The sequence below is a fragment of the Planobispora rosea genome (assembly GCF_014648175.1).
Lineage (GTDB): Bacteria > Actinomycetota > Actinomycetes > Streptosporangiales > Streptosporangiaceae > Planobispora > Planobispora rosea.
In genome coordinates this window covers 56,148-83,131 of the sequence record NZ_BMQP01000008.1, presented here as the reverse complement: position 1 = coordinate 83,131, position 26,984 = coordinate 56,148, and the positions used below count along the sequence as shown (strand labels likewise).

23 protein-coding genes are annotated in these 26,984 nt (G+C 72.9%); 12 read left to right on the top strand and 11 right to left on the bottom strand.

The window, feature by feature from the left end; translation table 11 throughout:
* Positions 1 to 2: 2 nt before the first annotated feature.
* Positions 3 to 431, bottom strand: coding sequence for a hypothetical protein (locus tag IEZ08_RS10250; RefSeq protein WP_189242053.1), 429 nt, complete (start codon positions 429 to 431; stop codon positions 3 to 5).
* Between the two features lie 280 nt (positions 432 to 711).
* On the opposite strand from IEZ08_RS10250, the gene fbaA reads away from it, so the two are divergent.
* The 4 genes from fbaA to IEZ08_RS10230 all read left to right on the top strand — a co-directional run bounded on the left by fbaA (position 712) and on the right by IEZ08_RS10230 (position 4,771).
* A complete protein-coding gene (gene fbaA / locus IEZ08_RS10245; RefSeq protein ID WP_068920639.1) occupies positions 712 to 1,734 on the top strand; it encodes a class II fructose-bisphosphate aldolase in 1,023 nt (340 codons plus the stop codon).
* A gap of 124 nt (positions 1,735 to 1,858) precedes the next feature.
* Positions 1,859 to 2,275: a DUF3151 domain-containing protein gene (locus tag IEZ08_RS10240; protein WP_068920638.1), complete on the top strand. Its 417-nt coding sequence runs from the start codon at positions 1,859 to 1,861 to the stop codon at positions 2,273 to 2,275.
* 211 nt (positions 2,276 to 2,486) lie between these two features.
* Complete coding sequence (locus IEZ08_RS10235; RefSeq protein WP_068920637.1) at positions 2,487 to 3,770, top strand: adenylosuccinate synthase; 1,284 nt, start codon at positions 2,487 to 2,489, stop codon at positions 3,768 to 3,770.
* Positions 3,771 to 3,844: 74 nt separating this feature from the next.
* Positions 3,845 to 4,771 carry a glycerophosphodiester phosphodiesterase family protein gene (locus IEZ08_RS10230; RefSeq protein ID WP_068920636.1) on the top strand — a complete coding sequence of 309 codons (927 nt, stop codon included), beginning with the start codon at positions 3,845 to 3,847 and terminating at the stop codon, positions 4,769 to 4,771.
* 81 nt (positions 4,772 to 4,852) lie between these two features.
* Here IEZ08_RS10230 and corA read toward each other — a convergent pair whose 3' ends face one another.
* Positions 4,853 to 5,896, bottom strand: a complete 1,044-nt coding sequence (gene corA / locus IEZ08_RS10225; RefSeq protein ID WP_229803024.1) for a magnesium/cobalt transporter CorA — start codon at positions 5,894 to 5,896, stop codon at positions 4,853 to 4,855.
* A gap of 437 nt (positions 5,897 to 6,333) precedes the next feature.
* On the opposite strand from corA, the gene purD reads away from it, so the two are divergent.
* From purD to IEZ08_RS10205, 4 genes are all read left to right on the top strand, one after another.
* Positions 6,334 to 7,572, top strand: a complete 1,239-nt coding sequence (gene purD, locus IEZ08_RS10220; protein ID WP_068920634.1) for a phosphoribosylamine--glycine ligase — start codon at positions 6,334 to 6,336, stop codon at positions 7,570 to 7,572.
* 76 nt (positions 7,573 to 7,648) lie between these two features.
* Complete coding sequence (locus IEZ08_RS10215) at positions 7,649 to 8,485, top strand: phosphoribosylaminoimidazolesuccinocarboxamide synthase (RefSeq protein WP_189242052.1); 837 nt, start codon at positions 7,649 to 7,651, stop codon at positions 8,483 to 8,485.
* Between the two features lie 113 nt (positions 8,486 to 8,598).
* On the top strand, positions 8,599 to 9,867 hold the full coding sequence (murA, locus tag IEZ08_RS10210) for a UDP-N-acetylglucosamine 1-carboxyvinyltransferase (protein WP_068920632.1): 1,269 nt from the start codon (positions 8,599 to 8,601) through the stop codon (positions 9,865 to 9,867).
* 224 nt (positions 9,868 to 10,091) lie between these two features.
* Entirely contained in the window at positions 10,092 to 11,381 is a 1,290-nt protein-coding gene (locus IEZ08_RS10205; RefSeq protein WP_068920631.1) for a GTP cyclohydrolase IIa, read from the top strand.
* 57 nt (positions 11,382 to 11,438) lie between these two features.
* Here IEZ08_RS10205 and IEZ08_RS10200 read toward each other — a convergent pair whose 3' ends face one another.
* Both IEZ08_RS10200 and IEZ08_RS10195 read right to left on the bottom strand, forming a co-directional pair.
* Positions 11,439 to 12,989 (bottom strand): multicopper oxidase family protein, encoded by a 1,551-nt coding sequence (locus IEZ08_RS10200; protein ID WP_229803023.1) that lies wholly within the window; start codon positions 12,987 to 12,989, stop codon positions 11,439 to 11,441.
* Positions 12,986 to 13,459, bottom strand: coding sequence for a hypothetical protein (locus IEZ08_RS10195; protein ID WP_229803022.1), 474 nt, complete (start codon positions 13,457 to 13,459; stop codon positions 12,986 to 12,988). Before IEZ08_RS10195 ends, IEZ08_RS10200 begins: the two co-directional genes overlap by 4 nt.
* A gap of 185 nt (positions 13,460 to 13,644) precedes the next feature.
* Here IEZ08_RS10195 and IEZ08_RS10190 point away from each other — a divergent pair, with 185 nt between their 5' ends.
* From IEZ08_RS10190 to IEZ08_RS10180, 3 genes are all read left to right on the top strand, one after another.
* Positions 13,645 to 14,895 (top strand): sensor histidine kinase, encoded by a 1,251-nt coding sequence (locus IEZ08_RS10190; RefSeq protein WP_229803040.1) that lies wholly within the window; start codon positions 13,645 to 13,647, stop codon positions 14,893 to 14,895.
* Complete coding sequence (locus tag IEZ08_RS10185; protein ID WP_068920629.1) at positions 14,892 to 15,554, top strand: response regulator; 663 nt, start codon at positions 14,892 to 14,894, stop codon at positions 15,552 to 15,554. Before IEZ08_RS10190 ends, IEZ08_RS10185 begins: the two co-directional genes overlap by 4 nt.
* A 102-nt stretch (positions 15,555 to 15,656) precedes the next feature.
* The gene (locus tag IEZ08_RS10180) at positions 15,657 to 16,613 is read left to right on the top strand and encodes an EamA family transporter (RefSeq protein WP_068920628.1); all 957 of its coding nucleotides are present in this window, start codon (positions 15,657 to 15,659) and stop codon (positions 16,611 to 16,613) included.
* 117 nt (positions 16,614 to 16,730) lie between these two features.
* On the opposite strand, the gene hisC is transcribed toward IEZ08_RS10180, so the two are convergent.
* Positions 16,731 to 17,792, bottom strand: coding sequence for a histidinol-phosphate transaminase (gene hisC / locus IEZ08_RS10175; RefSeq protein ID WP_176728344.1), 1,062 nt, complete (start codon positions 17,790 to 17,792; stop codon positions 16,731 to 16,733).
* Positions 17,793 to 17,852: 60 nt separating this feature from the next.
* On the opposite strand from hisC, the gene IEZ08_RS10170 reads away from it, so the two are divergent.
* Positions 17,853 to 18,557, top strand: coding sequence for a Uma2 family endonuclease (locus IEZ08_RS10170; protein ID WP_084779467.1), 705 nt, complete (start codon positions 17,853 to 17,855; stop codon positions 18,555 to 18,557).
* Here IEZ08_RS10170 and IEZ08_RS10165 read toward each other — a convergent pair whose 3' ends face one another.
* The 6 genes from IEZ08_RS10165 to IEZ08_RS10140 are packed head-to-tail and all read right to left on the bottom strand — an operon-like array spanning position 18,558 to position 26,969.
* The gene (locus IEZ08_RS10165; protein ID WP_068920627.1) at positions 18,558 to 20,378 is read right to left on the bottom strand and encodes an ABC transporter ATP-binding protein; all 1,821 of its coding nucleotides are present in this window, start codon (positions 20,376 to 20,378) and stop codon (positions 18,558 to 18,560) included.
* The gene (locus IEZ08_RS10160; protein ID WP_189242050.1) at positions 20,375 to 22,126 is read right to left on the bottom strand and encodes an ABC transporter ATP-binding protein/permease; all 1,752 of its coding nucleotides are present in this window, start codon (positions 22,124 to 22,126) and stop codon (positions 20,375 to 20,377) included. Before IEZ08_RS10160 ends, IEZ08_RS10165 begins: the two co-directional genes overlap by 4 nt.
* Positions 22,123 to 23,268 (bottom strand): nitroreductase family protein, encoded by a 1,146-nt coding sequence (locus tag IEZ08_RS10155; protein WP_189242049.1) that lies wholly within the window; start codon positions 23,266 to 23,268, stop codon positions 22,123 to 22,125. The genes IEZ08_RS10160 and IEZ08_RS10155 overlap by 4 nt, the downstream gene beginning before the upstream one ends.
* A gap of 7 nt (positions 23,269 to 23,275) precedes the next feature.
* Positions 23,276 to 24,628 (bottom strand): YcaO-like family protein, encoded by a 1,353-nt coding sequence (locus tag IEZ08_RS10150; RefSeq protein WP_068920624.1) that lies wholly within the window; start codon positions 24,626 to 24,628, stop codon positions 23,276 to 23,278.
* The gene (locus IEZ08_RS10145; RefSeq protein WP_084779466.1) at positions 24,628 to 26,181 is read right to left on the bottom strand and encodes a CocE/NonD family hydrolase; all 1,554 of its coding nucleotides are present in this window, start codon (positions 26,179 to 26,181) and stop codon (positions 24,628 to 24,630) included. Before IEZ08_RS10145 ends, IEZ08_RS10150 begins: the two co-directional genes overlap by 1 nt.
* On the bottom strand, positions 26,178 to 26,969 hold the full coding sequence (locus tag IEZ08_RS10140; protein WP_068920623.1) for a hypothetical protein: 792 nt from the start codon (positions 26,967 to 26,969) through the stop codon (positions 26,178 to 26,180). Before IEZ08_RS10140 ends, IEZ08_RS10145 begins: the two co-directional genes overlap by 4 nt.
* Positions 26,970 to 26,984 lie beyond the last annotated feature (15 nt).

The following is a 26,984-nucleotide window of genomic DNA, read 5'->3' as shown; positions in this document are numbered from 1 at the left end:
CGTCACTCGCGGGAGGCCGTGAACTCCTGCCGCTCCCCGGCCTTGCCCGCGGGTCGCTCGGAGCCGTTGACACGGACGCGGACGGCCGAGGCGTCGGTCAGCACGACGTCCACCTTGTCGTCGGAGGACTGAGCCTGTTCCCCCCGGGTCATCTCCCTGTTGAACAGCACGTCCCCGCCCGTGACCTTCAGGAAGACCGTGGGACAGCGTTCCTGCAGGCACTCGACGAGCACCGTGGGGACCTGCGAGGACGTCTCGGAGGAGGCGGGCGCCTCGGAGGAGGCGGAGAGGGGCTTGGTCTCGGGCGGTGGGGAGGAGCCCGCTTCGGGCGCCGGGCCGAACCCGCCGGTCAGCGAGATGACCCCCAGCACGATCAGCACGATCAGCCCCAGCGCTCCCAGCGCGGCGAGCGCGAGGCGGGCGATACCCATCGGATCAGACCTGTGGCGTCCCACACGGTGGAGGGTAGCGGTAGGTGAAGAAATCTCACGACCGCCCCTCGATACCGCCCCTCGATTCCGTGCCCGGCGTCCTCCGCCCGGGGCGGATCCGCCCCCTCAGCCCACCGCCGTACGGGCTGACCCACGTGGGTGACGGGTAGATCGGCCGGGGTGGAGCTACCCGGGCGGGTAGGAACCAGGAATACTGGCCGGGGGCCACGCGTCGCCGGGCCCGCCGATCCGCAGCCGATGTCTCCAGGGAGATGACACGATGCCCATCGCCACCCCAGAGGTCTACGCCGAGATGCTCGACCGCGCCAAGGCAGGCGGTTTCGCCTATCCGGCGATCAATGTGACCTCGTCGCAGACCTTGAACGCCGCACTGCGCGGTTTCGCCGAGGCGGAGAGCGACGGCATCATCCAGGTCTCCACCGGCGGCGCCGAGTTCCTCTCCGGCTCCACGGTGAAGGACATGGTGACCGGCGCGACGGCGCTGGCGGAGTACGCCCGCATCGTCGCGGCGAAGTACCCCGTGACGGTCGCGCTGCACACCGACCACTGCCCCAAGGACAAGCTGGACGGCTTCATGCGCCCGCTGATCGACATCTCGCTGGAGCGGGTGGCCAGGGGGCAGGACCCGCTCTTCCAGTCGCACATGTGGGACGGCTCCGCCGTACCGCTGGAGGAGAACCTGGAGATCGCCAAGGAGCTCCTGGAGAAGTGCGCGCGCGCCAGGATCGTCATGGAGATGGAGATCGGCGTCGTCGGCGGCGAGGAGGACGGCGTCGTCGGTGAGATCAACGAGAAGCTCTACACCACCGCCGAGGACGCCCTCGCGACCGCCGAGGCCGTGGGCGTCGGCGACAAGGGCCGCTACATGCTCGCCGCGACCTTCGGCAACGTGCACGGCGTCTACAAGCCCGGCCACGTCAAGCTCCGCCCGAGCGTGCTCAAGGAGATCCAGGACGCCGTCGGCGCCAAGTACGGCAAGGAGAAGCCGTTCGACCTGGTCTTCCACGGCGGTTCCGGCTCGCTGCTCGAGGAGATCCACGAGGCGATCTCCTACGGCGTGGTCAAGATGAACATCGACACCGACACCCAGTACGCCTTCACCCGCCCGATCGCCGCCCACATGTTCAGCAACTACGACGGCGTGCTGAAGGTGGACGGCGAGGTCGGCAACAAGAAGGCCTACGACCCCCGCTCGTACGGCAAGGCCGCCGAGGCGTCCATGGCGGCCCGCGTCGTGGAGGCGTGCCGGCACCTGAAGTCCGCGGGCACCAAGCTCGCCTAGCCCCAGGTCATCCAGGGTGCGCCCGGTGGATCGCGTGCCGCGGACCCATCGGGCGCCCCTGCCGTCCCTCCCAGGAGGCCGGGCCGGTCACGGCCCGGCGCGGGCCACGAGATAGGACTTCATCATGGAATCCCACGAGAACCTCCTCGCCGGACCACCGCCCACCCACCTGCCGGACACCCCGGAGGCCAGGGAGGCGCTGGAACAGAGTGACAAGGCGTCCGACGTCGCCGCGCGCTTCCCCTCCTACTCCGCGGCGTGGGCCGCCCTGGCGGACGAGTACTTCGCCGGCGGGCACGCCGTGACGTCGTACGCGTTCGCCCGCACCGGCTACCACCGGGGGCTGGACCAGCTGCGCCGGGCCGGGTGGAAGGGCCACGGCCCCATCCCCTGGGACCACGAGCCCAACCGCGGCTTCCTGCGCTGCCTGTTCGCCCTGGCCCGTGCCGCCCAGGCGATCGGCGAGAAGGACGAGGCGGAGCGCTGCATGCAGTTCCTGCGGGACTCCAGCCCGGAGGCCGTGGCGGAGCTCGGCGGCTGACGGGCCGGCACACCGGCGGGCACCGGCGGAACTGACCGGCCGGTGCCGGCGGAACTGACCGGAGGGCCGCGGAGAGTCACTGTGGCCTGGAGGAATCTCCCGCCCTGTGGCGGGAGATCTCCTTTCCCGACCTCGTCGGGTATTCTCTCTACGCAAGAGCCCCTGTCGCGATTGCGCCAGGGGTTTTCGGTTTTGCAGTGGGAGACTAACGATGCCGGCTGTCGTTCTCTTCGGCGCCCAGTGGGGCGATGAGGGCAAGGGTAAGGCCACCGACCTGCTCGGCGACCAGGTTGACTACGTCGTCAGATATCAGGGCGGCAACAACGCGGGCCACACGGTCGTCATCGGCGACCAGAAGTACGCCCTGCACCTGCTCCCGACGGGGGTGCTCTCGCCGAACGTCATCCCGGTCATCGGCAACGGCGTCGTCATCGACCCCGGCGTGCTGCTGAGCGAGATCGAGGGGCTGGAGGCCCGCGGGGTCTCCTCCGAGCGGTTGCTGATCTCCGCCAACGCGCACCTGATCATGCCGCACCACAAGGCCATCGACAAGGTCAGCGAACGCTACCTCGGCAAGGCCCGGATCGGCACGACGGGCCGGGGCATCGGCCCGGCCTACGGCGACAAGATCTACCGCATGGGCATCCGGGTCCAGGACCTGCTCGACCCGGGCATCCTGCAGAAGAAGATCGAGGTCGCCCTCAACGAGAAGAACCAGATCCTCACCAAGATCTACAACCGGCGCGGGCTCGACCCGGCCCAGGTCCTGGAGGAGTACCTCGGCTACGCCGAGCGCCTGCGCCCGCACATCGCCGACACCTCGCTGATCCTGAACCGGGCGCTGGACGAGGGGAAGGTCGTGCTGCTGGAGGGCGGGCAGGGCAACCTGCTCGACATCGACCACGGCACCTACCCGTTCGTCACCTCCTCCTCGCCCACCTCGGGCGGCGCCTGCACCGGCGCGGGCATCCCGCCCACCCGCCTCACCCGCGTGATCGGCATCCTCAAGGCGTACACCACACGCGTCGGCTCCGGTCCCTTCCCCACCGAGCTCGACGACGAGATGGGCGAGTGGCTGCGCACCACCGGCGGCGAGTACGGCGTGACCACCGGCCGCAACCGCCGCTGCGGCTGGTTCGACGCGGTCATCGCCCGCTACGCCACCCGGATCAACGGCGTCACCGACTTCTTCCTCACCAAGCTGGACGTGCTGTCCGGCCTGGAGAGGATCCCGGTCTGCGTCGCCTACGAGGTCGACGGCGTGCGCCACGACGAGATCCCGATGACCCAGACGGACTTCCACCACGCCACGCCGGTCTACGAGGAGTTCCCCGGCTGGCAGGAGGACATCTCCGGCGCCAAGTCCTTCGAGGACCTGCCCGCCAACGCCCGGGCCTACGTCAAGGCCCTGGAGGAGATGAGCGGCGCCCCGATCTCCGCCATCGGCGTCGGCCCCGGCCGTACCGAGACCCTTCAGCTCCGCCCGCTGATCTGATTCCTGGATCACATTCCCCGCATGCGGCGCGCCGCATGCGGGGAATCGGCGTCTGTTGTCGGTAAAGTCCCCGTGTGCCTGCCGAGATTCATGGTCACCGGGGAGCCCGAGGGCTCCGGCCGGAGAACACCCTGCCCGGTCTCGCCCACGCCCTCGAACTGGGCGTCCACGCGTTGGAGTTCGACGTCGCCGTGACGGCCGACCGGCGCCTGGTGCTCACCCACGACCTCACCGTGTCCGCGGTGACCAGCGCCGACACCCGTCCGGCCTGCCACGGCGACCCCCTGTTCCCCTACGTGGGCCGGCCGGTCGGCTCGCTCACCCTGGCGCAGTTGCGCACCCTCGACTGCGGCGTACGGCTCCCGCTCCATCCCGGCGACCGCTTCGCCGCGACCCAGATGCCGGTGCCGGACACCCGGATGCCGACGCTGGGAGCCGTACTGGGCCTGGTGGACGCCTACGGCGCCGACGGCGTGCGGCTGCACGTGGAGCTCAAGTCCGACCCCACCCGCCCGGACCTGTCCGCCGATCCGCACGAGTTCACCGAGATGGTGGTCGAGGAACTCGACCGGCACCACAGGCTCGGCGGCGCGGCGATCCTCAGCTTCGACTGGCGCATCCTGCGGATCGCCCGGGAGCTGGCCCCCGCCGCGCAGCGCTACGCCCTGATCGAGCTGGACACCCTGGACGGCGTCTGGCTGGACGGCCTGGACCTCGCGGACTTCGACGGCGACGTCCCGGCCGCCGCCGCGGCGGCCGGGGGCACGACGGTCTCGCCCGAGCACGTGATGGTGGACGAACGGTTCGCCCGGCAGGCGGAGCGGGCCGGGCTGCCGGTGGTCCCGTGGACGGTCAACGACACCGGCCGGGCGGCGGAACTGCTCGACCTGGGGGTGGCCGGGATCGTCACCGACTATCCGGACCGGATGCGCGACCTGTGGGCCGAGCGGGGACTGCCATTGCCCGCCCCGGTCACCGCACGGCGCACCGTCGCCGTCTGAACCTCCGCTCCCCGCCGCGTCCGGGGGCCTTGCCGGCCCCCGCGGCCTCCCGCCACCGCGGCCTCCTGAGGCCGCGACTGCCTACAACCAGCCGTTGCGGCGGAAGCCCCGGTAGAGCAGCGAGCAGACCAGCACCATGACGCCGATCACCGCCGGATAGCCGTAGACGGAGTTCAGCTCCGGCATGTGGTCGAAGTTCATCCCGTAGATTCCGGCGATCATCGTGGGGACGGCCATGATGGCGACCCACGAGGAGATCTTCCGCATGTCCTCGTTGGCGAGGGCGTTGGAGCGGGCGAGCGCCGCCTGCAGGACGGAGTTGCACAGCTCGTTGGACGACTCCACCTGCTCGCAGACGCGGGCGAGGTGGTCGACGACGTCGCGGAAGTACTCCCGCATCTCGGAGGGGATCATCCGGCGCTGCGCCAGGGTGGACAGCGGCGCCTGCAGCGGGGTCACGGCCCGCTTCATCTCGATCATCTCGCGCTTGAGGTTGTAGATCCGGCCGATGTCCCGGGCGCTGACGTCGGCGAAGACCATGGCCTCCACGTCCTCCAGCTCGGTCTGCATCTCGTCGGCCACGTGCAGGTACTTGTCCACGACGTGGTCGGCGATGGCGTGCAGCACGCCGGTGGGACCGCGGTTGAGCAGCTTGGGCTTGTCCTCCAGGCGCTCGCGCACCGCCGACAGCGGGCAGTACCGGCCGTGCCGTACGGTCACCACGAAGTCGGCTCCGACGAACGCCATGATCTCACCGGTTCCGATGATCTCGCTGGTCGCGGTCAGCTCGGAGTGCTCCAGGTAGGCGATGGTCTTCAGGACCACGAACAGGGAGTCGTCGTAGCGCTCCACCTTGGGCCGCTGATGCGCCTTGACGGCGTCCTCGACGGCGAGCGGGTGCAGGTCGAAGACCTCGGCCAACCACTCGACCTCGGGGGCGTCGGGCTCATGCAGGCCGACCCAGACGAAACCGTCGGCCTTCTCCTGGGCGGCGTTGTGCTCGCGGACGAGCTCCAGGGCGTCGGGGATGCCCAGAGCCTCGACTCTCCTGCCGCCGATGTAGGCGGCGTACTCGACGAGGGAGTCACTCGGCGGGACGCAGGCGCCGGTGCGCCGGTCACGCATCACGGGAGCGGAGATGTGGGGGACACGGGCAGTACGTGCGTGCTTGATGCGAGGGAAAAGGAGCGAGGAGCGCATGACATGCCTTCCCGCCCGATTCGATATTCTCCGCGCGTGACGTGATGTCACCTCAGTTCGAATCAGGAATGCGCGCGAGACCGATCGGGCACCGATGTGGAGTGGTTGAGAGGGCGCACGGGCAGGGTGCGCGAGCACGTACTGCTGGGATCGCCAGAGGACATTCCCAAACCACCTCCAATCAGCAGCAGGCACACAAAGTCGTACGAATCTATCACAAGATATCGAGCGCGATTCCCAGGGTACTCCCAGCCCCCGAACCCCTCACCCCGAACCGCCCACACCCGCTCCCTTCCTTCCCGGCGCCGCCGTACGGTGAGACGCCCGGCGGCCGCGCGGAGCCCTCCACTAGGCTCTTCGCCGTGCGCGTTCTCGTAATCGGATCCGGCGGGCGTGAGCATGCCCTGTGCCGGTCGCTGGCAGCAGACCCCCAGGTCACCGAGCTTCACTGTGCTCCCGGAAACGCCGGGATCGCGCAGGTGGCGACCCTCCACGCGGTGACCCCGACCGACCCGGCCGCGGTCGCGGCGCTGGCCCTGGAGCTGGGCGCCGGCCTGGTCGTGGTCGGCCCCGAGGCGCCGCTGGTGGCCGGGGTCGCCGACGCGGTCCGGGAGGCGGGCGTCCCCTGTTTCGGACCCTCGGCCCGGGCCGCCATGCTCGAAGGCTCCAAGGCCTTCGCCAAGGACGTCATGACCGCCGCCGGCGTGCCCACCGCGCGTTCCCGGACCTGCGTCACGCCCGAGGAGGCCGCCGCCGCCCTGGACGCGTTCGGCGCGCCGTACGTGGTCAAGGACGACGGTCTGGCGGCCGGCAAGGGCGTGGTGGTCACCGAGGACCGCGACGAGGCCCTGCGGCACGCCGCCGCCTGCGAGCGGGTCGTCATCGAGGAGTTCCTCGACGGCCCCGAGGTGTCGCTCTTCGCGCTCTGTGACGGGAGCACCGCCGTCCCGCTCCAGCCCGCCCAGGACCACAAGCGCGCCTACGACGGCGACGCCGGTCCCAACACCGGCGGCATGGGCGCCTACACCCCGCTGACCTGGGCACCGGAAGGGCTGACCGAGCAGGTCATGTCCGAGACCGTCATCCCGACGGTGACCGAGCTGGCCCGGCGCGGCACGCCGTACACCGGGGTGCTCTACGTGGGCCTGGCCCTGACCGCCAAGGGCCCGAAGGTCATCGAGTTCAACGCCCGCTTCGGCGACCCGGAGACCCAGGTCGTGCTGGACCGCCTGGCGACCCCGCTCGCCGGTCTCCTGCTCGCCTGCGCCGAGGGGACGCTGACCGGGTTCGGGCCGATCGCCTACCGTGACGGTGCGGCGGTGACCGTGGTGGTCGCGGCGGAGAACTACCCGGACGACCCGGTCAAGGGCGACGTGATCGAGGGCCTGGCCGAGGCGGAGGAGGTCGAGGGCGCCTACGTGCTGCACGCCGGGACCGCCTCCGACGGCGACCGGATCGTCTCCAGCGGCGGACGGGTGCTCAGCGTCGTCGGAACCGGCCCCGACGTGGCCGCCGCCCGTGACGCCGCCTACGAGGCGGTCGGCCGCATCCGCCTGCGCGGCTCCCACCACCGCACCGACATCGCCCATCAGGCCCTGTAGCTCCCGCAGGCCCGGTCCCTCCCCGTCTCCCCGGGGTCCCACCGGGCCGCTCGGGCCCTCCTGGCAGACTTGGTCCGTGAAGCACCTGCACTCCGGCAAGGTCCGCGACCTCTACCAGACCGACGACGGCCTGCTGCTGATGGTCGCCTCGGACCGCATCTCGGCCTTCGACTACGTCCTGACCCCCGACATCCCGGACAAGGGCGCGATCCTCACCCAGATGTCGCTGTGGTGGTTCGAGCAACTGGCCGACGTCGTGCCCAACCACGTGGTGGGTCCGGGCCCCGACCGGCGGAGCGTGTTGTGCAGGCCGCTGCGGATGGTCCCGGTGGAGTGCGTCGCGCGCGGCTATCTGACCGGCTCCGGCCTGGTCGACTACCGCCGCGACGGCGAGGTCTCCGGGGTACGGCTGGAGCCCGGCCTGGTGGACGGCTCCCGGCTCCCCGAGCCGATCTTCACCCCCTCGACCAAGGCCGCCGTCGGCGAGCACGACGAGCCCATCAGCTTCGAGCGGGTCGCGGCGGAGGTCGGCGCCGACGTGGCCGACGAACTGCGCCGGATCACGCTCGCGGTCTACCGGCGCGGCGCGGAGATCGCCCTGGAGCGGGGGATCATCCTGGCCGACACGAAGATCGAGCTGGGCTGGGACACCGACGGTGCGCTGACCCTCGGCGACGAGGTGCTCACGCCCGACTCCTCCCGCTTCTGGCCGCTCGACCAGTGGGAACCCGGCCGCCAGCAGCCCTCCTTCGACAAGCAGTACGTCCGCGACTGGCTCACTTCCCCGGCGTCCGGGTGGGACCGGGCCTCGGGCGAGGCTCCGCCCCCGCTCCCCGACGACGTGGTGAAACGTACCCGCGACCGATACGTGGAGGCTTACGAGAAACTGACTGGTCGATCCTTCACGGGGTAGTTCCTCCCCGAAGTACCAGGTTCGAAAGGTGCACAACGGCTACTGTTGGGCCGACGCTCAGGCTGCCGCCCTCGTCGCACGACTCACACCTCTCCACCTTCCAAGGAGCATGCATGGTCCGTTACCGCGTGCGCGGTGGCAACGCACTGCGTGGAACCGCCTTCATCCAGGGCGCCAAGAACGCCGTGCTGCCGATGATCGGCGCGGCGCTGCTGGCGGCCAAGGGCCGTACGGTGCTGCGCAACGTCCCGATCATCGAGGACGTACGGCGTGCGGTGGAGCTGGCCGAGGCCGTCGGCGCCAAGGTCGAGCTCCACGAGAAGGAGCGCACCCTGGTGATCGACGCCTCGGAGCTGACCAGCCCGATCCTGCCGGCGGAGATCGCGCGCCGCTTCCGCGGCTCGGTGCTGTTCGTCCCGGCGTTGCTGCACCGCCTCGGCGAGGCGATCATCGAGGGCGTGGGCGGCTGCAACCTCGGCAGCCGCAACCTCGACTTCCACTACCTCGGCTACAAGCGCCTGGGCGCCGTGGTGAACGAGGGCGACGCCGTCATCCACGTCAAGGCCTCCGGGTTCACCGGCGCGACCCTGTACCTGGACACACCCTCGCACACCGGCACCGAGAACCTGATCATGGCGGCCTCCCTGGCGCGCGGCACCACCGTGATCGAGAACGCGGCGCTGGAGCCCGAGGTCCTCGACGTCATCGACATGCTGACCCGGATGGGCGCGAAGATCAGCGGTGGCGGCACCGGGTTCATCACCGTGGAGGGCGTGGAGGAGCTGCACGCCGTCGAGCACACCGTGATGCCCGACCGCCTCGACGCGGGCGTGTTCGCCATGGCGGCGGCCATCACCGGCGGCGAGGTCAATCTGGTCGGCGCCGACCTCGACCACCTCGGCGTGGTCCGCTACAAGCTGGAGCAGATGGGGGTGGAGTTCGCCGACCACGGCGCGGTGCTCCACGTGCGCCGGGACCGCCCGCTCCGCCCGATCAACGTGATCACCGACACCTACCCGGGCTTCGCCACCGACCTCCAGTCACCGATCATGGCGATCGCCTGCCTCGCCGACGGCGCGAGCTACATTCACGAGCGTATTTTCGACGGCCGGTTCGCACTGGCCAGCGAACTCAACAAGATGGGCGCCGATATCGAGGTCAAGGAGAACAGCGCGGTCGTGCGGGGCACGACTCCGCTGCGGGGGACCGAGGTGACCGCGCACGATCTGCGGTCCGGAATCGCTCTCGTCCTCGCGGGCCTCGCGGCCGAAGGCGAAACGGTGATCGAGTCCGGTTATCTCATCAACCGGGGTCACTCATATCTCGCCGAGCGTATGCAGGCGCTCGGCGCGGATGTGGTGCAGGAGATTTCTGCGCCATAATCAACCGGTTTCGTCCACCGAGAACCGCGTCGACCTGTGTAAATAGTGGGAGTCAAGGGTTTAGCGGAGTCCGTTGGCCGCTGGTGGACAGAAAATCGGGCGTGACATTATGGCCCCCACGAGCGATCGTTCCAAAAGAGAGCCGAAATCAACGGACGGCAGGATGGGAACGAACATTGGTAGAGCGGGTCGAAGAAGCTCCACGAGTGTCACGCCCGGGCTCCATGACACCGGATCTCACTATCGGTGTGGTGGGCCCCCATGATCTCGTCGAGCGAGTGATGCTGATGGGTCATGCGGCGGCGCCTCTTCCCTGCCGCCTCGTGGCCGCCGCCTACCGGGACGAGCAGGAGGCCCCGGACAAGGTCACCCGGCTGGGGGCGGGCGTGGACGCCTGCCTGTTCGCCAGCCCGGTCCCCTACGATCTGGCCCGGCGTTCGGGAGTGCTGACCATGCCGGCGACGTACGTGCAGCTCGGCGGGGCCGCGCTGATCGCCGCGCTGGCCCGGGCCGCGCTGGACGAACGGATCGACCCGCGCCGGATCAGTGTGGACGTGCTGGGCCGGGCGGACGTCGAGGAGGCCTACGCGGACCTGGGGTTGCCGGTCGAGAATGTGCACAGCCGTGACGAGCCGGGCGCCACCGGCACGATCACGGCCTTCCACGAGCGGCTGGCCCGTCAGGGCGCCACCAGCGGGGCGCTCACCTGCCTGCCCACGGTCGCCGACCGTCTGCGGGCGGCGGACGTCCCGGTGGTCAGGATCCGCCCGACCTCGGCCGCGGTCCGTACGGCCCTGCACACGGCCGCCCTGCTCGGCGCGCACCACCGGCTGGAGGAGTCGCAGCTGACGGTGGTCCTGGTGGAGGTGCCGACGCTGCGCGAGCCGGTCCGCCGGGCCGCGCCGCGCCACTGGCGCGACGAGCTCCGCCTCTCGCTGCACCGCCTGCTGGTGCAGGAGGCCAACCGGATCAACGCGACGGTGACCCCGATCGACGATCACAGCTACCTGGTCATCGCCACACGAGGCTCGGTGGCCGCGGTCACCGAGGGTTTCCGGGTGTTGCCGTTCGCCGCGCGGGTGCGCGAGGAGCTGGGGCTGGCGGTGGAGGTCGGCGTCGGCATGGGCCGGACGACCCACGACGCCGAGGCCCACGCCAGGGCCGCGCTGGCCCGTGCCCAGGCGGGCAAGCAGGCGCAGGGCTTCGCGGTGGACCGCGAGGGCCGCGCGCTGGTCCCGGCGCCCCGGACGCCCCCGCACGGCAGCGGGACGGTCCGTCCCAAGGGTGTGGAGGTGCTGGCCCGGCTGGCCGCGAAACTGGAGAGCGGGGACACGGTGGTGGACGCGGAGAGCGCGGGCAAGATGCTCGGCGTCACCTCCCGTACGGCTCGGCGACTGCTGCGCACGCTGGTGGACGAGGGACTCGCGTGGCCGCTCCCGCCGAACCGCACCCCCCAGCCGGGCCGTCCCCGGCAGCTCTACCGCCTGATCGTGGAGAAGCTCAGCAGCCGGTAGGACACGACGGCCCCGACACCTCAGGGAGGCTTGCCAGGACGCGTCTCAGACCCCCTCTCAGACCACTTCGAAGTCCGCCATCATCGCCATGTCCTCGTGTTCGAGGTTGTGGCAGTGCATCATGTAGCGGCCCCGGTAGCCCTCGAAGCGGACCAGTGTGTCCACGACCTCGTAGGGCCGGACGTCCACGGTGTCCTTCCAGCCCGCGTCGGCCGGGGCGGGCGGTCCGCCGTTCCGCGCGAGCACCTGGAACCGGGCGAGGTGGACGTGGACGGGGTGGTGGAAGTCGCCGGTGAACCGCCACAGCTCGGTGGTGCCCAGGCGCGGCCTGGCCAGTGAGTCCCCGGGGCGGTACGGCCTCCCGTTGATCGTCCACGACCCGCCGCCGCCCTGCCCGGTCCGGCGGAAGTCGAAGACCCGGGTCGCGACGGCCGCCGACCGGTCGGGGGGCTCGACCCGGCTCAGCCGTTGCGGGACCGCGCTGTCGTCACGGGCCCGGCGGGCGACGCGGAAGCGCATGACGTCGCGCGCCGGGCCGGTCCCCAGGGTGTTGACCAGGGTCACCTCGGCGCCGACGGGATGGGCGGAGAAGTCGACGACCACGTCGAACCGCTCGCCGGGCGCCATCGTGATCGTGTCGTGCGCCACCGGTGCGGCGAGCAGCCCCTGGTCGCTGCCGACCTGGACGAACCGGCCGCCGGGGGTCAGCGCCAGCCGGTAGCGGCGGGCGTTGGAGGCGTTGAGCAGCCGCAGCCGGTAGCGGGCGGCGTCCACGTCGAGCACCGGCCAGGGCGCCCCGTTGACCAGGATCACGTCACCCTCGACGCCCTCCATGTAGGCGTCCTCCACCCCGGGCTTCACCAGCAGGCTGGGGTCCACCGACGGGTAGCGGAACGAGCCGTCCTCCTCGAAGGCGCGGTCGCAGATCATCAGCGGGATGTCCCGCTCTCCCTTCGGCAGCGGCAGGGCGTCGTCCTCGTCGTCGCGGACCAGGAGGAACCCGGCCAGCCCGCGCCACACCTGCGGCGCGGTGAAGTCCATCCGGTGGTCGTGGTACCAGAGCGTGGCGGCCCGCTGCTCCAGCGGGTAGACGTAGTCCCTCGCCCCGGCGTGGAGGGTCCAGGGCGCCGGGTCATGGTGGGCGTGCGCTCCCGGCGCCGGACGGAACCCCCGTCCCCGGGCCACCACCAGGTCGGTGGGGTAGCCGTCGGAGTCGGGCGGGGTGACCCCGCCGTGCAGGTGCGTCGAGGTGGGCACGGGCAGCTCGTTGCGGACCCGGACGACGGTACGGCTGCCGCGGCGCAGGTCGAAGGTCGGTCCGGGGAAGGTCCCGTCGTATCCCCACACCTCGGTCGGCGTCCCCGGGATGATCTCCACCTTGGCGGCGCGCTGGACCACCTCGTAGTGGCCGGGCCGTACGGGACGCGCCGTCGCGGGGACGGGCAGCGGCACGGTGAACGGCCTGGGCAGCGGCAGCGCGCTCGTCAGGACCTCCCCGGAGGTCTCGGCCGTCAGCAAGCCCCCCGGGCCGCCGCATCCGGTGACCGCCAGCCCGGCGCCGCCGAGCAGCCCGAGGAAGCCCCGCCGGGAGACCGCGCGGGAGATCACGCCTCCTCCGTCCGCAGGCCGTACCAGACCCACCAGGTCAGCACGGCGGAGGCGCCGAAGACGGTCACGCCGAGCGGGAAGTGACCGACGAGGATGCGCTCCTGTCCCAGGAAGACCTGGATCGTCTCGGCGACGGTGAGCGCGGCGGTCGCCCAGGCGGGCCAGGCCGGTCCCCGGCCCGGACGCCACAGCAGGATCGCGGCCACCAGCTGGCAGAACAGCATGCCGGCGGTGAACCCGCCGTTGTCGCGGTGCCAGCGGAGCAGGTCCACGTCGCCGGTGACGAACAGCCCGGCCAGCATCGCCTGGCCGAGCACGCCGAGCAGGTGCAGCGTGGCGGTGGAGCGCAGGGACCAGGTGATCCAGCCGGGCGCACGGGTACGGCGGGCACGCTCCGCACCGCGAGGGCCGGAGGTCCGGGCCGCGTCACGGGTACCGGGGGCCTGCTCCGCTTCGGGGGAGATCTTCATGGCCGCCATGGTGGTACGCCGTCCCCGGCCGGTCGTCGGACCGGCGACGGCACTTCGCCGTACATCCCGGGATGTACGGCGCGGCCGTACGGGGCCCGGATACGACCGGGGACGCAGGCGCGATCCCGTCCCCCGGCCGGTGGGCGCGGCCGGGCCGGTGGCCTACCGTTTCAGGCGTGAAGGTCATGGAGATCGCCGGGATCCGGCGGATCTGGGAAGACGGGGTCCGGAAGGACTGGAAGGACTGGAAGATCGATGTCCTGACCGTCGCGGTCGTGCTGGCGCTGGGCGTCGCCGGCACCTACGGGCGGCTGTCCGCCTCGGGACTGGCGGAGCGGCCCCTGGAGGCGCCGGGTCTCGCGCTGCTCGTGGTGTCCTCGCTCGCGCTGGTGTTCCGGCGCCGCGCTCCCGTGTCCGTCGGGGTGGTCGTGGTCGGCTGCGGCGTCGCCTACTACGCCGCCCGGTACCCGGGCGTCTTCGCCACCGGGCCCGCCCTGGTCTCGATCTACACGGCGGCGGTCCTCGGGCGGCGCCGTCTGGCCGTCGTGCTGGCCGTCGTGCTCGCCGTGGGGATCTCCGTCCCGGTCGCGCTCGCCGAGAACGATCCGGAACCCGGCGGCCTCACCCTGCTCAGCGGCTGGCTGATGGCCACGGTCGTGGCGGGCGAGCTGACCCGCAACCGCCGCGCCTACGTCCGCGAGGTCGAACGGCGGGCGGCCGAGGCCGAACGCACGCGGGAGGAGGAGGCGCTGCGCCGGGCCGGTGAGGAACGCCTCTGGATCGCCCAGGAGCTGCACGACTCGCTCACCCACGCCATCTCGGTCGTCAACGTCCAGGCGTCCGTCGCCCTCCAGACGTTCGAGCACCGGCCGGAGCTGGCCCGCGAGGCGCTGGCCGCCATCAGGGAGTCCGGGCACGAGGCCATGGACGAGCTGCGCGCCACCCTGGGCGTGCTCCGGCGGGCCGACGCGGACGGCGCGGAGGCGGGTCTGGCCCGGCTGCCCCGGCTGGTGTCCCGGGCCGAGTCCGCGGGACTGCCGGTGCGCACGGTCGTCGTCGGCGCGCGGCGGGAACTCCCTCCGCGGGTCGACCGGGCCGCCTACCGCATCGTGCAGGAGGCGTTCACCAACGTGCTGCGGCACGCCGGGGCCGCGTCGATCACACTGACGACCGAGTATCGTCCCGGCGTGATCGTGCTGAGCGTCGAGGACGACGGGGAGCACCGTTCCGGAGAGATCGGGAACGGGATGGGGCTGATCGGGATGCGCGAGCGCGCGGTCGCCGTCGGCGGGTCGCTCACCGCCGGGCCGCGGCCGGAGGGGGGCTTCGCCGTACGGGCCGAGCTCCCGGCCGGGCCCTCATCCTCCGTACCGGCCGAGCTCCCGGCTACATCTTCATCCGCCGCGGGAACCGGCCGTCCGGCGGGGCACCCGTGATCCGGGTGGTGCTGGCCGACGACCAGCCGCTGATCCGCGCCGGGTTCCGGGTGCTGCTGGAGATGGCCGGCGACATCACCGTCGTCGGCGAGGCGGGCGACGGGGGCCAGGCCGTCGAGCTCTGCCGGGCGCTGCGGCCGGACGTGGTCCTGCTGGACGTCAGGATGCCGCTGCTCGACGGGATCCAGGCCACCCGGAGGATCGGCGCCGACCCCGGGCTGGCGGGGGTCCGCGTGGTGATCCTGACCAACTACGCGCTCGACGAGTACGTCTTCGCCGCGCTGCGCGCCGGGGCCAGCGGTTTCCTCGTCAAGGACATCGAGCCGGCCGACCTGCTGCAGTCGGTACGGGTCGCCGCCCTCGGCGAGGCGCTGCTGTCGCCTTCGGTGACCCGGCGGCTGATCGAGGAGTACGTCTCCACTCCGCCCCGGCCGGTGCCCGGACCCGGCATGGAGCGGCTGACCGACCGCGAGCGCGAGGTGCTGGCCCTGGTCGCGACCGGGATGTCCAACGAGGAGATCGCCCTGCACCTGACCATCAGCCACGCCACCGTCAAGACCCACGTCAGCCGGATCATCGGCAAACTGGGCGCCCGCGACCGGGCTCAGCTGGTGGTCCACGCCTACGAGTCCGGGCTGGTCGTCCCCGGGAACCGCTGATTCGCGCGTGCGGCGAGCCGCTGCGGGGTGGGATCCACGGGTCATCTCAAGGGCCGATACCCGCGAGCGGAATGTCGGTCCTGGCCGGTATTGTCATGTGCCATGAGCCCTGACACTGCTGACAAGCGCACGTCCCTCCTTGTCTGGGGCGCTCTGGCGATCGTCTACGTGGTCTGGGGATCCACCTATCTCGGCATCATGATCACGATCGAGACGATCCCCCCGCTGGCCAGCGGGGCCATGCGGTTCGCCGTGGCCGCCGTGGTCCTCGCCGCCGCGGTCCTGCTGTTCGGCGGGCGGGAGGCGTTCCGGATGACGTGGAAGGAGTTCTGCGGCGCCGCGGTGGTCGGGCTGCTCCTGCTGACCGCGGGCAACGGCATGGTCGCCCTGGCCGAGCAGCACATCTCCAGCGGGCTGGCCGCGCTCCTGGTCGCCTCGGTGCCGCTCTGGCTGGTGATCTTCCGGATCGTCATGCGGGACCGGCCGCGGGTGCTCACGCTGACCGGGGTGCTCGTCGGTTTCGGCGGCGTCGCCGCGCTCTCCCTGACCGGCGGGAGCGGCGCCGGGACCACCACGGGCATTGTGATCATTCTTCTGGCGTCGCTGTCCTGGTCCATCGGGTCGTTCCTGTCCTCGCGCATCCCGATGCCCGCCAACCCCTTCGCCGCGAGCGCGGTCGAGATGGTGGTGGGCGCCGCCGGGCTGGCGGTGACGGCCACGGTGATGGGCGAGCGGCTGGACCTCGCCGCCGTCTCCGGCCGGTCCTGGGCCGCGCTGGCCTACCTGATCCTGGTCGGCTCGCTGGTCGGCTTCACGTCCTACGTGTGGCTGCTGGGCAACGCGCCGATCTCGCTCGTCTCCACCTACGCCTACGTGAACCCGGTCGTGGCGGTCGTCCTGGGCGCGTTGATCCTGAGCGAGCCGGTGACCGGCTCGATGGTCACGGCCGGCCTGGTGATCGTCGTCGGCGTCGCGCTGGTCGTCTCCACCGAGCGCCGCAGGCAGGCCGCGCCCGCGGACGGGGAGCCCGTGGCCGTGGAGGCCACCAGCAGGGTGTGACGATCCGCCGGCCGGGAGCGCGCACCCCGGGGCGGGCGAGACGATCGGGAGCGAACCCCCGGAGCACGCGGGACGTCCGGCCGGGACCGCCGTCCCGGCCGGACGCTCCCGGAGCGGTCAGGCGTTCCGGAAGGCGGCCGCGGCCGCGAGGAAGGTGTCGTTGGCCTCCGGGCTGCCGATGGAGATCCGCGCGCCCTCGTCGGCGAACGGCCGCACCGCGACACCCTCGGCCGCGCACGCCGCGGCGAAGTCCATCGTGCGCCCGCCCAGCCGGAGCCAGACGAAGTTGGCCTCGGTGGCGGGCACCGTCCAGCCCTGGGCGATCAGGGTCTCGCGGACCCGGGTGCGCTCCTTGACCACGGCCTCGACCCGCTCCAGCAGCTCGTCCTCGGCGGCCAGGGAGGCGACCGCGGCGGCCTGGGCCAGGTGGTTGACCGCGAAGGGCACCATCGTCTTCCGTACGGCGGAGGCCACCGGCTCGTTGGCGATCAGGTAGCCGACCCGGAGCCCGGCCAGGCCGTACGCCTTGGAGAACGTCCGCAGCACCGCCACGTTCGGCCGGTCCCGGTAGACCGTCAGGCCGTCGGTGACGTCGGCGTCCCGCACGTACTCCCGGTAGGCCTCGTCGAGCACGACGAGCACGTTCTCCGGGACCCGGTTCAGGAAGGCCTCCAGCTCGGCCGCGCGCACGACCGTGCCGGTGGGGTTGTTCGGGTTGCAGACGAAGACCATCCGGGTCTCCGGAGTGATCGCCTCGGCCATGGCCTCCAGGTGGTGGGTCTCCTCCGCCAGCGGGACCCGGACCGAGGTCGCCCCGGCCAGGTCGGCCAGGAGCGGGTAGGCCTCGAAGGACCGCCAGGCGTAGACCACCTCGGCGCCCGGCTCGCTGACGGTCTCGAAGAGCTGCTGGGCCACGGTGACCGAGCCCGCGCCGAGCGCGACGTGCTCGGCCGGCACGCCGTACCGCTCGGCGATGGCGTCGGTCAGCTCGGTCGCCGCCGGGTCCGGGTAGCGGTGGACCTCCGTCGCCGCCTTCGCGATCGCCTCGACGACCGAGGGCAGCGGGTCGTAGGGGGATTCGTTGGAAGACAGCTTGTAGGACCGGCCGTCGGCCGACACCACGGCCTTGCCCGCCTTGTAAGCAGGCATTGTGTCCAGGATCGCACGGAAACGAGGCATGGCCTTACTTTAGAGGAGCGGGCGGACGGGGCATCATCCTGCAAGACTGGAGGTGAGAGCATGCCCGACCGGGAGGACGACATGAGCGCCGCGCCGCTGTCCGAGACCGATTGGCTCATCCTGGATCCGAACCTTCCGGATCCGCTCATCCCGGATCCGCTTGAGGAGCCGCCGTCGCCCTCGGACTCCGTCCCCGATTGGCTGATCCCGCCGGAGCGCGGCTTCACCGCCGATGACCTGGACAGACTTCGCGGGATCCCCCCGCACACCGAGCTGATCGATGGCACTCTCGTCTTCGTGAGCCCCCAGACCCGTTTCCACACGCGCATGCTCTCCCTGCTGGAGCGGGCGCTGAGCGCGGCAGCACCCGCCCAGCTGCGAGTGGAACGGGAGATGACGGTGAAACTGGGGCCGCGACAGCGCCCCGAGCCCGACGTCGTCGTTCTTCATGCGCATGCCGCCACCGATCCGATGTGCACCTTCTACGAGGCGGCCGACGTCCTGCTCGCCGTCGAGGTCGTCTCGGAGGAGTCGGCGGAGCGCGACCGCAAGCGCAAGCCCCAGCTGTACGCCGAGGCGGGCATCCCCCACTTCTGGCGGGTCGAGTACGCACAGGGCACTCCCGCCGTGTACGTCTACGAGCTCGATCCCGACTCCGACTGCGACTCCGACGTCTACCGGCTCACCGGGACCCACCGCGAGCGGTTGACGCTCTCCGTCCCGTTCGACGTGGACATCGACCTGACGGAGGCCACCCGGCCCTGATCACTGGTGGGCCAGCAGCCACGACAGGCGGCTGTCCGGGTCGGCGGCCAGGTCGGCGAAGGCGCCCTGCTCGGTGACCCGGCCCCCCTCCAGGACCACGACGTGGTCGGCCCTGCGGATGGTGGACAGCCGGTGGGCGACGACCAGGGTGGCCCGGCCCCCGGCCCCCGGCCGTCCCGCGCCCGCGGCCTCCAGGGCTTCGGCGAGGCGGGCCTCGTTCTCGGCGTCGAGGTTGGCGACGGCCTCGTCCAGCACCAGGACCGGGGCGTCCACGGCCAGGGCGCGGGCGACCGCGACCCGGGCGCGCTGGCCGCCGGAGAGGGCGACGCCGCGCTCCCCGACGACCGTGTCCAGGCCGTCGGGGAACTCCCCGGGTCCGATCTGCGCGTCGCGCAGCGCCTCCTCGACCGGAGCTCCGGGCGCGCCCAGGCGGACGTTCTCCGCCAGGGAGCCCGCGAACAGGTGCACGTCCTGGGGCACGACGGTGACCAGCCGCCGCAGGTCGGCGTCGGCCAGCTCGTTCAGCGGGACCCCGCCCACGGTGATCCGGCCGCCGTCGGGGTCCCAGTACCGCAGCAGCAGCGAGACGCAGGTCGACTTGCCCGCTCCGGACGGGCCGACGAGCGCCACCGTCTGACCGGGCCGTACGGTGAACGACACCCCGCGCAGGACCTCGGGCCCGTCGGGGGTGTAGCGGAAGCGCACGTCCTCGAAGACCACCTCGCCCTCCAGCGGCGGTCGCGGCGCGGCGGGCTCGGTCACGTTGGGCGGGGCGGTGACCAGCGCGTGGACCCGCCCGGCCGCGGCGCGCAGCGTGCCGTACTCCTTCAGCAGCAGCGCCACCTGCGAGGCCGGGCCGAGGGAGGCCGCGGCCAGCACCATCGCGACCGGGCCGTCGGCGACCGCCAGTTCGCCGGAGCGGACCAGCGCGGAGACCACCAGCAGGGTGCCGGCGGCGGCGACGGCCAGCAGCGCGTCGGTGAGCGCGGCCTCCAGGCCGCCCCGGGAGGCGTTGGCCGCCTGCGCCCGCGCGAGCCGGCGGGTCTTGGCGGCCAGCAGGTCCCGCCGCCGCTCCAGCGCGCCGAACGCGGTGATCTCCCGCAGCCCCTGCACGGTGTCCACGACGTCGGAGGTGAGCTCCGCGGTGGCCTCGCGCAGTTCCTCACCGTGCCGGGAGGAGGTCCTGCGCAGCCAGAACGGCACGGTGAGCACGCACAGCGCCAGCGGGAGCGAGACCGCCAGCAGTATCGGGTCGAGCAGCGCCGCCCCCACCGCGCCGCAGACGAGCACGGTCGCCGCGGTGACCAACTGGGCCAGGGTGTGGGCGAACAGCCACTCCAGGGTCTCGACGTCGGACAGGACGGCGGCCGACAGGTCCCCGCTGCGCCTGCCGAGCAGCCGGGCGGGGGCGATGCGGGCCAGCGCGTCGTAGACCCGGCCGCGCAGCCGCGCCAGCACGAGGTAGGCCAGGTCGTGCGCGACGTACATCTCCCACCAGGTGGCGAGGGTGACGACGACCACCAGCCCGCCCAGCACGGCGCCCGCCACGTCCAGCGGGGCCGCCTGTCCCGCGACCGTCCGGCCGAGCAGCCAGGCCCCGGTGACGGCGGCGGCCAGAGCCGCGGTCTGGCCGAGCAGGTTGGACAGGAGCGTGGCGGCGAACGCCCGCCGGTGCCCGGCGACGGCCGAGGCCAGCCAGATCATCGGGTGAGCGTCCGCGCGCGGGTCGCCCCCGGGCGGCGGGGCGGCCGTGCCGTCCGGGAGCGGCGGCCGGTCCGCGGCGGTCGTCTCCGGGGAGGGGGTCGGGGCACCGGCGGTCATGCGGGGATCTCCTGGGCGGTGACGAGACGGGTGTAGGCGCCGCCGGCGGCGAGCAGGTCGCCGTGGCCGCCGGACTCGGCCACCGCGCCGTCGGCCAGGACGACGATGTGGTCGGCGTCCCGGACGGTCGACAGGCGGTGGGCGATGACCAGGCAGGTACGGCCGTTCCGGGCGCGGGCGAGGGCCTGGGCGATGGCGGCCTCGCCCCGGGCGTCCACGTGCGAGGTCGCCTCGTCCAGCACCAGGAGCGGCGCGTCGGCCAGGAGCGCGCGGGCGAGCGCGACCCGCTGGCGCTGGCCCCCGGAGAGCGTGGCGCCGCGCTCGCCCAGCACGGTCGCGTAGCCGTCCGGCAGGGCCGCGATGAAGTCGTGCGCGCCGGCGTCCCGGCAAGCGGCCACCAGCTCCTCGTCGGTGGCGCCGGGACGGGCCAGGCGGAGGTTGTCGGCGACCGTGCCGTGGAAGAGATAGGTGTCCTGGGCGACGACGGCGATCTGCGCGCGCAGGGCGGCGAGGGTGAGATCGCGGATGTCGACGCCGTTCAGGGTGATCCGGCCGTGCTGGGGGTCCAGGTGGCGCAGGAGCAGCGAGACGCAGGTGGACTTGCCCGCCCCGGACGGGCCGACCAGGGCGACGGTCCGTCCCGGCGCCGCGGTCAGGCTGACGTCCCGTACGGCGGGCCGCTCCCGCCCCGGATAGGTGAAGGTGACGCCCTCGAAGCGCAGTTCCGGAGCACCGCCCCCGGCCCGCCCCGGCAGGGCGGTGAGGGCGCCGGTGTCCGGCGCGGCGGGCCGGGCCGACAGCAGGTTCTCGATGCCGTCCACCGCGGTGATCCCGAGATACCCGGCGTGCCAGTACTCGGAGAGGTTCTTCACCGGCCGGAAGCACTCCACCGCCACCATCAGGACCGCGAACACCTCCCAGGCCCCGGGTCCGGGGGTTCCGGCGCCCGGCGCGGCGAACGCCGCGGCCGCGGCCAGTACGGCGCCCGCCGTACCGGCCTGGATCAGGAACGCGCTCACCCCCGTCTCCACCAGCGAGACCCTGAGCTGGCGCATCGTCGTCTCGTACAGCTCGCGTGCCCGCGTGGCCAGCCGCGCGCCGACCCGGCCCACCGCGCCGAACGCCCGCAGCGTCGCCATCCCCTGCATGGCCTCCAGGTAGTCGGAGGCCAGGTCGGCGAAGGCCGTCCAGCGGGTACGGCCGCGGCGCAGCAGCGTGGCGTCCCAGAACCGGGGAATGATCAGAACCCCCGCGACCGCCGTGCCGAGTACGGCCGCCGCCGCGGGATTGACCGTGGACAACCAGGCGACCAGGACCGTCGGCACGGTGAAGGTGATCACCACCTGCGGAAGGTAGCGGCTGAAGTAGGGGTCGAGTCCCTCGACGCCGTCCACCAGCGTGGTCTGCGCCTGACCGGTCCTGGTCCCGGTGAGGTGGGCCGGTCCCAGCTCGCCGAGCTTGGTGACGAGCCGGTCCCTCAGTTTCGCCCGGATGAGCGCCCCCGCCCACACGGTCACCGTCTCCCGCAGCCAGATGAGGGCCGCGCGCGCGGCGATGACCGCGAAGGCCCACAGGAGAAGCGTCACCGCCTCGTCCCAGCGGCCCCGGACCAGCGCGGCGAGCGAACCCGCCAGCAGCAGCGCCTGGGCCGCGTAGGCCGAGGAGACCGCCAGGCCGAGACCGACGCACACCGCGATCGGCCCCTTGACGTCTCCGGCGAGCTGGACCAGTCTCCGATGAACGATCACTTCGCACCCCTCTCCGGCCCCGTGGCCCCGTCTCCGCCCGGGCCCACGACGGCGCCGTGCACGATCACGCGCTCTCCCGGCGTCCCGCCGAGCGCGGCCCCCAGGTCGGCCTCCCCCCAGCTGCCGATCGCCCTGGCCCGCAGTCCCCGTGCCTGGGCCAGCAGCAGCGCCCGGTGCACGGTCATCCCGGCCCGCAGGCACGCCACCCGGTATGCCGGCCACCCCGTCTTCTCCGCCGCCGCGTGCGGGGTCGTGTAGAGCAGTACGGCCGCGGCATCGGCCAGGAAGGGCTGCCCGTGGGCCCAGGCGGCGAGGGCCGGGCGGGCGTCCCCCCGGCCGATGAGCCCGGTCGCGTCGCGCAGACCGTCCGGAAGGGCGGCGACCAGCCGGGTACCCGCCAGCAGCGGCGCGGGGTCGACCTCACCGGTGAACGGCGGGGACGCGCTCCTGCGCCTCATGATCGTCTCGGCTCCGACGCGGGCCGCCTCGGGTGTCTCCCACAGCGGGTCCCGGTCTCCCGGGCCGAGACGGGCCAGGTCCGGATGCGCCCACGTCTGCGCCGTGCCGTGAAGGCTTCCGGACGTCACGGACGTCATGGACGTCACGGACGTCATGGACGTCATGGACGTCATGGACGTCATGGACTCCACAGGCTCCACGGACTCCACGGACTCCACGAGCTCCGCGAGCTCCGGAGGCGCGCCGCCCCCCACCCAGGCCGCCGCCAGCGGGTACCCTCCGGCCGGCCCGGTGAGCCGCTCCAGCGCCGCGCCGTCCGCCTCCAGCAGGACCCGGCAGCCGACCCCGAGCGCAGCCGCCGCCGCGGCGACCGCTCCCAGCGCGTGGCCGAGGTCGAGCAGGAGGCTGGGAAGGCTGCGGGAGCCGTACTTGCGCTCCGTGCGCTCCGGGACCAGGGCCAGGACGATCAACGCCCCGCCGCCGGGTGCCGGGCCGCTGCCCCGCTCGGTCAGGTCGTCGCCGAGCGGGTCGTAGAAGAAGCGGCCGCCCGAGGTCAGGACGTGGGCGTCGACCGGGTAGCGTGCCCCCGCCGAGGGCACCCGGCGCAGCCGTACCGATCCCACCGTGGGACCGGCCGCCGCCAGGGACAGGTGCAGCAGTTCCCTCAACGTCGAAGTTCTCACGGCGTCCTCACAGGTGCGGGGGCGGGGCCAGGGTGATCTCGGGCAGCGGCCGGGTCCACCGGGGGGAGGCCAGGTAGGGGTAGGCGGCGGGGCTGTTGGGGAGCAGGCCGCTCACCGCGACCCGCGCCACCCGCAGCGGTGTCTCGGCGATGTCCCGGGTGGTCAGGTCGACGACGACGATCCGGTGGCCGGACAGCGCGGCGAAGGGGTCGGCGCCCGCCGGGATCTCGCCGGCGTCGACGGTCCCGGCCGCGGGACGGGTGAACCGGCGCAACATCGGATGCATGCGCTCGTCGAGCCAGACCTGGGCCTGGGCGGCGAGGTCGCGGACCGCGGCGAAGTCCTCCCCCGCTTCGTCCAGGTAACGCCGGTCGGCCCGCCACGGCAGGTAGGCGTGCCTGGCCAGGACGCCGCGCTTCATCGCTTCAAAAGCCGCGCCGTCCTCCGCCAGCAGCCCCCGCGAGGCGATCCACACCTGCACCGCCTCCATGGCCGCCTTGTGGCAGGCCTCGGCGGGGTCGGGGCGGCAGGCGAACCCGGCCGCGGCGATACGGTGCTCCGGATCGTAGGCGAGAGCCGCGATCACCGGCACCCCCTGCCCGCCCGGGACCTCGACCAGGCTCAGCTCCAGCCGGGACCCGGCCCACGCCTCGCGCAGCCCCGGCACCGAATCGACGCGGATCCCCCGGGCGGGCAGGTCCAGTCCCCACCACAGGGTGACGGCGTCCCGCTCGACGACCTCCAGCAACGCCCGGCGGGCGGCGTCGGCCAGGCCCACGCCGCAGGCGACGCCCGCGTAGTTGAGATGGTGGTGGCGGGGCTCGCGGCGCCGGGGGCCCTGGTGCCAGTTGAGGTAGGTCCACGAGCCGGGGACCAGGCAGGGCACGCCCCGCATCCCGCCGTCTCCCGTTCCGGATCCTGCGGCGTCGAGCTCGACGCCCTCCGCCCAGAGGATCTCCTCGTCCTCGGCCCACGGCCGGTAGGGGAAGGCCGCCCTGCCGTACTGCTCGGGCGTGAATCCCGGCAGATCCCGCGGGCCCAGGTAGCGCACGCCCTGCCGGGTCAGCTCGGCGACGCTCGCCCGGCGCAGGTCCGAGGGGATGTTGTTGCCGCAGTAGCGCTCGACGGCCTCGCCGACGGCCGCCTGCCGGGCGCTCTCCTCGTCGCCGAACGACGTCCCGGCGGCCACCTGGTCGGCGAGCCAGACGCCGATCCTGCGCGTGTCGGAGACCTCGGCGATCAGGCAGCGGTAGGCGTCGGGCATGCCGTCCAGGCGCGGGTAGGGCACGATCCGGCGGATCACGCCGCACACCGGGTCGACGAGTGCCTCTGGGGCGACGAGTGCCTCTGGCCTGGTCATCAGGGAGCCTCCTGGAGTTCTTTGACGGGATCGACGGTCCACGCCGGGTCCGGGACGACCGGGACGAGGAGCCGGGCTCCGGTGACACTCCGGGCGGACGGGAGCAGCGTGCGGGCGGTGAGCGGGTCCTCGGCGGTGTGCGGGTGGCGCACGTGGAGGGGGAAGTGGTGCCCGGCGACCTCCACGCGCAGCCGGGCGCCCTCGGGGAAGCGGTTCACGATCGTCGGCAGGACGACCCGCTGGAGACCGGCCCGGTCCCGCCCGGCGGCCGTACGGCCGGGACGCGGGCCCGCGGCGTCGTGGTCACCGGGGCGCAGGCCGCCGTCTTCGTGGTCGGCCACCGCGTGGCCGAGCTGGACGGCCCCGCCGCCGGGATGTTCCTCCGCCAGCCGTACGGCCCAGTGGCCCTCCCCGATTCCGGCGAAGGTCACCACCGGCCGGCCCGCCACCGTGACCGCCCGCTCGAACGGATCCGTGCGGAACACGACGACATCGCTCCTCCCCGCGTCGGAGGTGACGTCCACCGGTCCCATCCGCGAGGGGAACGGGTCACCGGGGTCCGCGACGAACGCGCCGCCGCCGGGAAGACCCAGCTCGGCGGTCCGTGTCCTCGGCCACCCGTCCCCGGGATCCCGCCCGATCAGCCAGCGGTCGTCGCCCTCGGCCGCCAGCAGCACGGCCGAGGGCGGGTCCCCGGCCAGGAGGCGGTCGATCCACGCCATGACCAGCCGGGCCGCCGGCACACGGTGCCCGGGGGCGACCGGCCGGTCGCCGTTGCGCTCCCGGTTCACCAGGCCGAGGTCGTGCTGCCACGCCCCGACGACCAGCGCGCGCGGCCCGCGCGCCCGGCGCCACAGGTCCACCGCGTCGTCCACGAACGGGTCGTACAGCCCGGCGACGCTGAGCAGCGGCACCCGCACGTCGGCGCGCGCAGGCGCCGGATCGCGCCAGGCCCGCTCCCACCCGGGCAGCGGCACGCCGAGCCGGGCGGGCAGGTCGGTGACGGGCAGGTGCCGCAGGGCGTCCGGGTCGTCGGCGATCCTGGTGTCGAGCAGGCCCACGCGCTCGGTGCGCCCGTCGCCGTAGGTCGTCCACCACCAGGCGTGGGAGTACAGTTTCGGCACCCCGCCCGGCTCCCTGGCGACGGCTCCCAGCGCGGGCACCGCCGAGATCACCCCGGCGACGCCCTCCGGCTCCCCGGCCGCCGCCTCGACCGCGCAGAACGCTCCGTAGGACGACCCGTAGAGGATCACCCGTCCGTCGCACCACGGCCGGCCGAGCACCCACCGCAGCAGTTCCCGCCCGTCCTCGCGCTCGTGGACGTACGGCTCCCAGCGTCCGCCGGACTCGTACCGGCCCCGGACGTCCTGGACCACCGCCGCGATCCCGCGCCGCGCCCACCCGTGCGCCTCCGCCAGGTGCCGCGTCCTGCCGTACGGCGTGCGCATCACGATCACCGGGTGCCGTCCGCCCGCGGAGGGGAGCACGGCGTCGGCCACCAGCTCCGTCCCGTCGTGGCCGGGGACCCGTACCGCGCCGTGGAGCACGGTCATGCGGACCGCCGGGGCTCGACGGGGGGCAGCGGCAGGATCGGGTGGTCCGTCACCGTCAGCTCCACGCTGTCGACCAGCCGCAGCCTCCGCGCCCCGGCCGCCGCGCGACGGCCCGCCCCGTCCGCCCCGCCCACCTGATCCGCCAGGTCGGCGGCCAGGAGGGCGGCGACGAAGGCGGCCTGGGCGGGGCCGATCGGGGAGGGGCCCCTCCGGCGGTCCTCCCCGGAGGCCGTCCAGTAGGCCAGCAGGTGTTCGGGGGACTCGCTGGCCGCCAGGCGGCGGGCCCGCACGTCGGCGTGGGTGACGTCGTCCGGACCGAGGGCGACGGGCTCGATCACGATGGTGGCGCCCTCGACCGAGCAGCGCTGCCAGGCGATCCCGCGCCGGGTGAGCAGGGTGTCGAGCGTAGCCCACGCCTCCGGCGGGTGACCGTCACAACACCAGACGACCGCCGCGCAGTCGGCCGGGGAGAGGTCCGGGTCGAGAGCGCTCGGGCGGAGGTCGTCCGCGTGGATGACCTCCGCGCCCATCCGGTCGAGCAGACCGCGCAGCGCGGCGGCGATCGCCCCGTCGCCCACGACCGTCACCGGACCGGGCCACCGCGACGGTCCCGGCGCGGTGACCAGCCCCCGGGCCTCGAACGCGCCGAGCGTCTCGGGGTCCATGCGGTCCGGGTCGTCGCCGAGTTCCCGGTTGACGCGCAAGAACTCCCCGGAGGGCGTCCTCAGCACCGTCTCGCCGGCCACCGGGAAGATCTCCACACCGGGCGCGAAGGTCCGCAGCGCCATCGGCTCTCCTGTCTG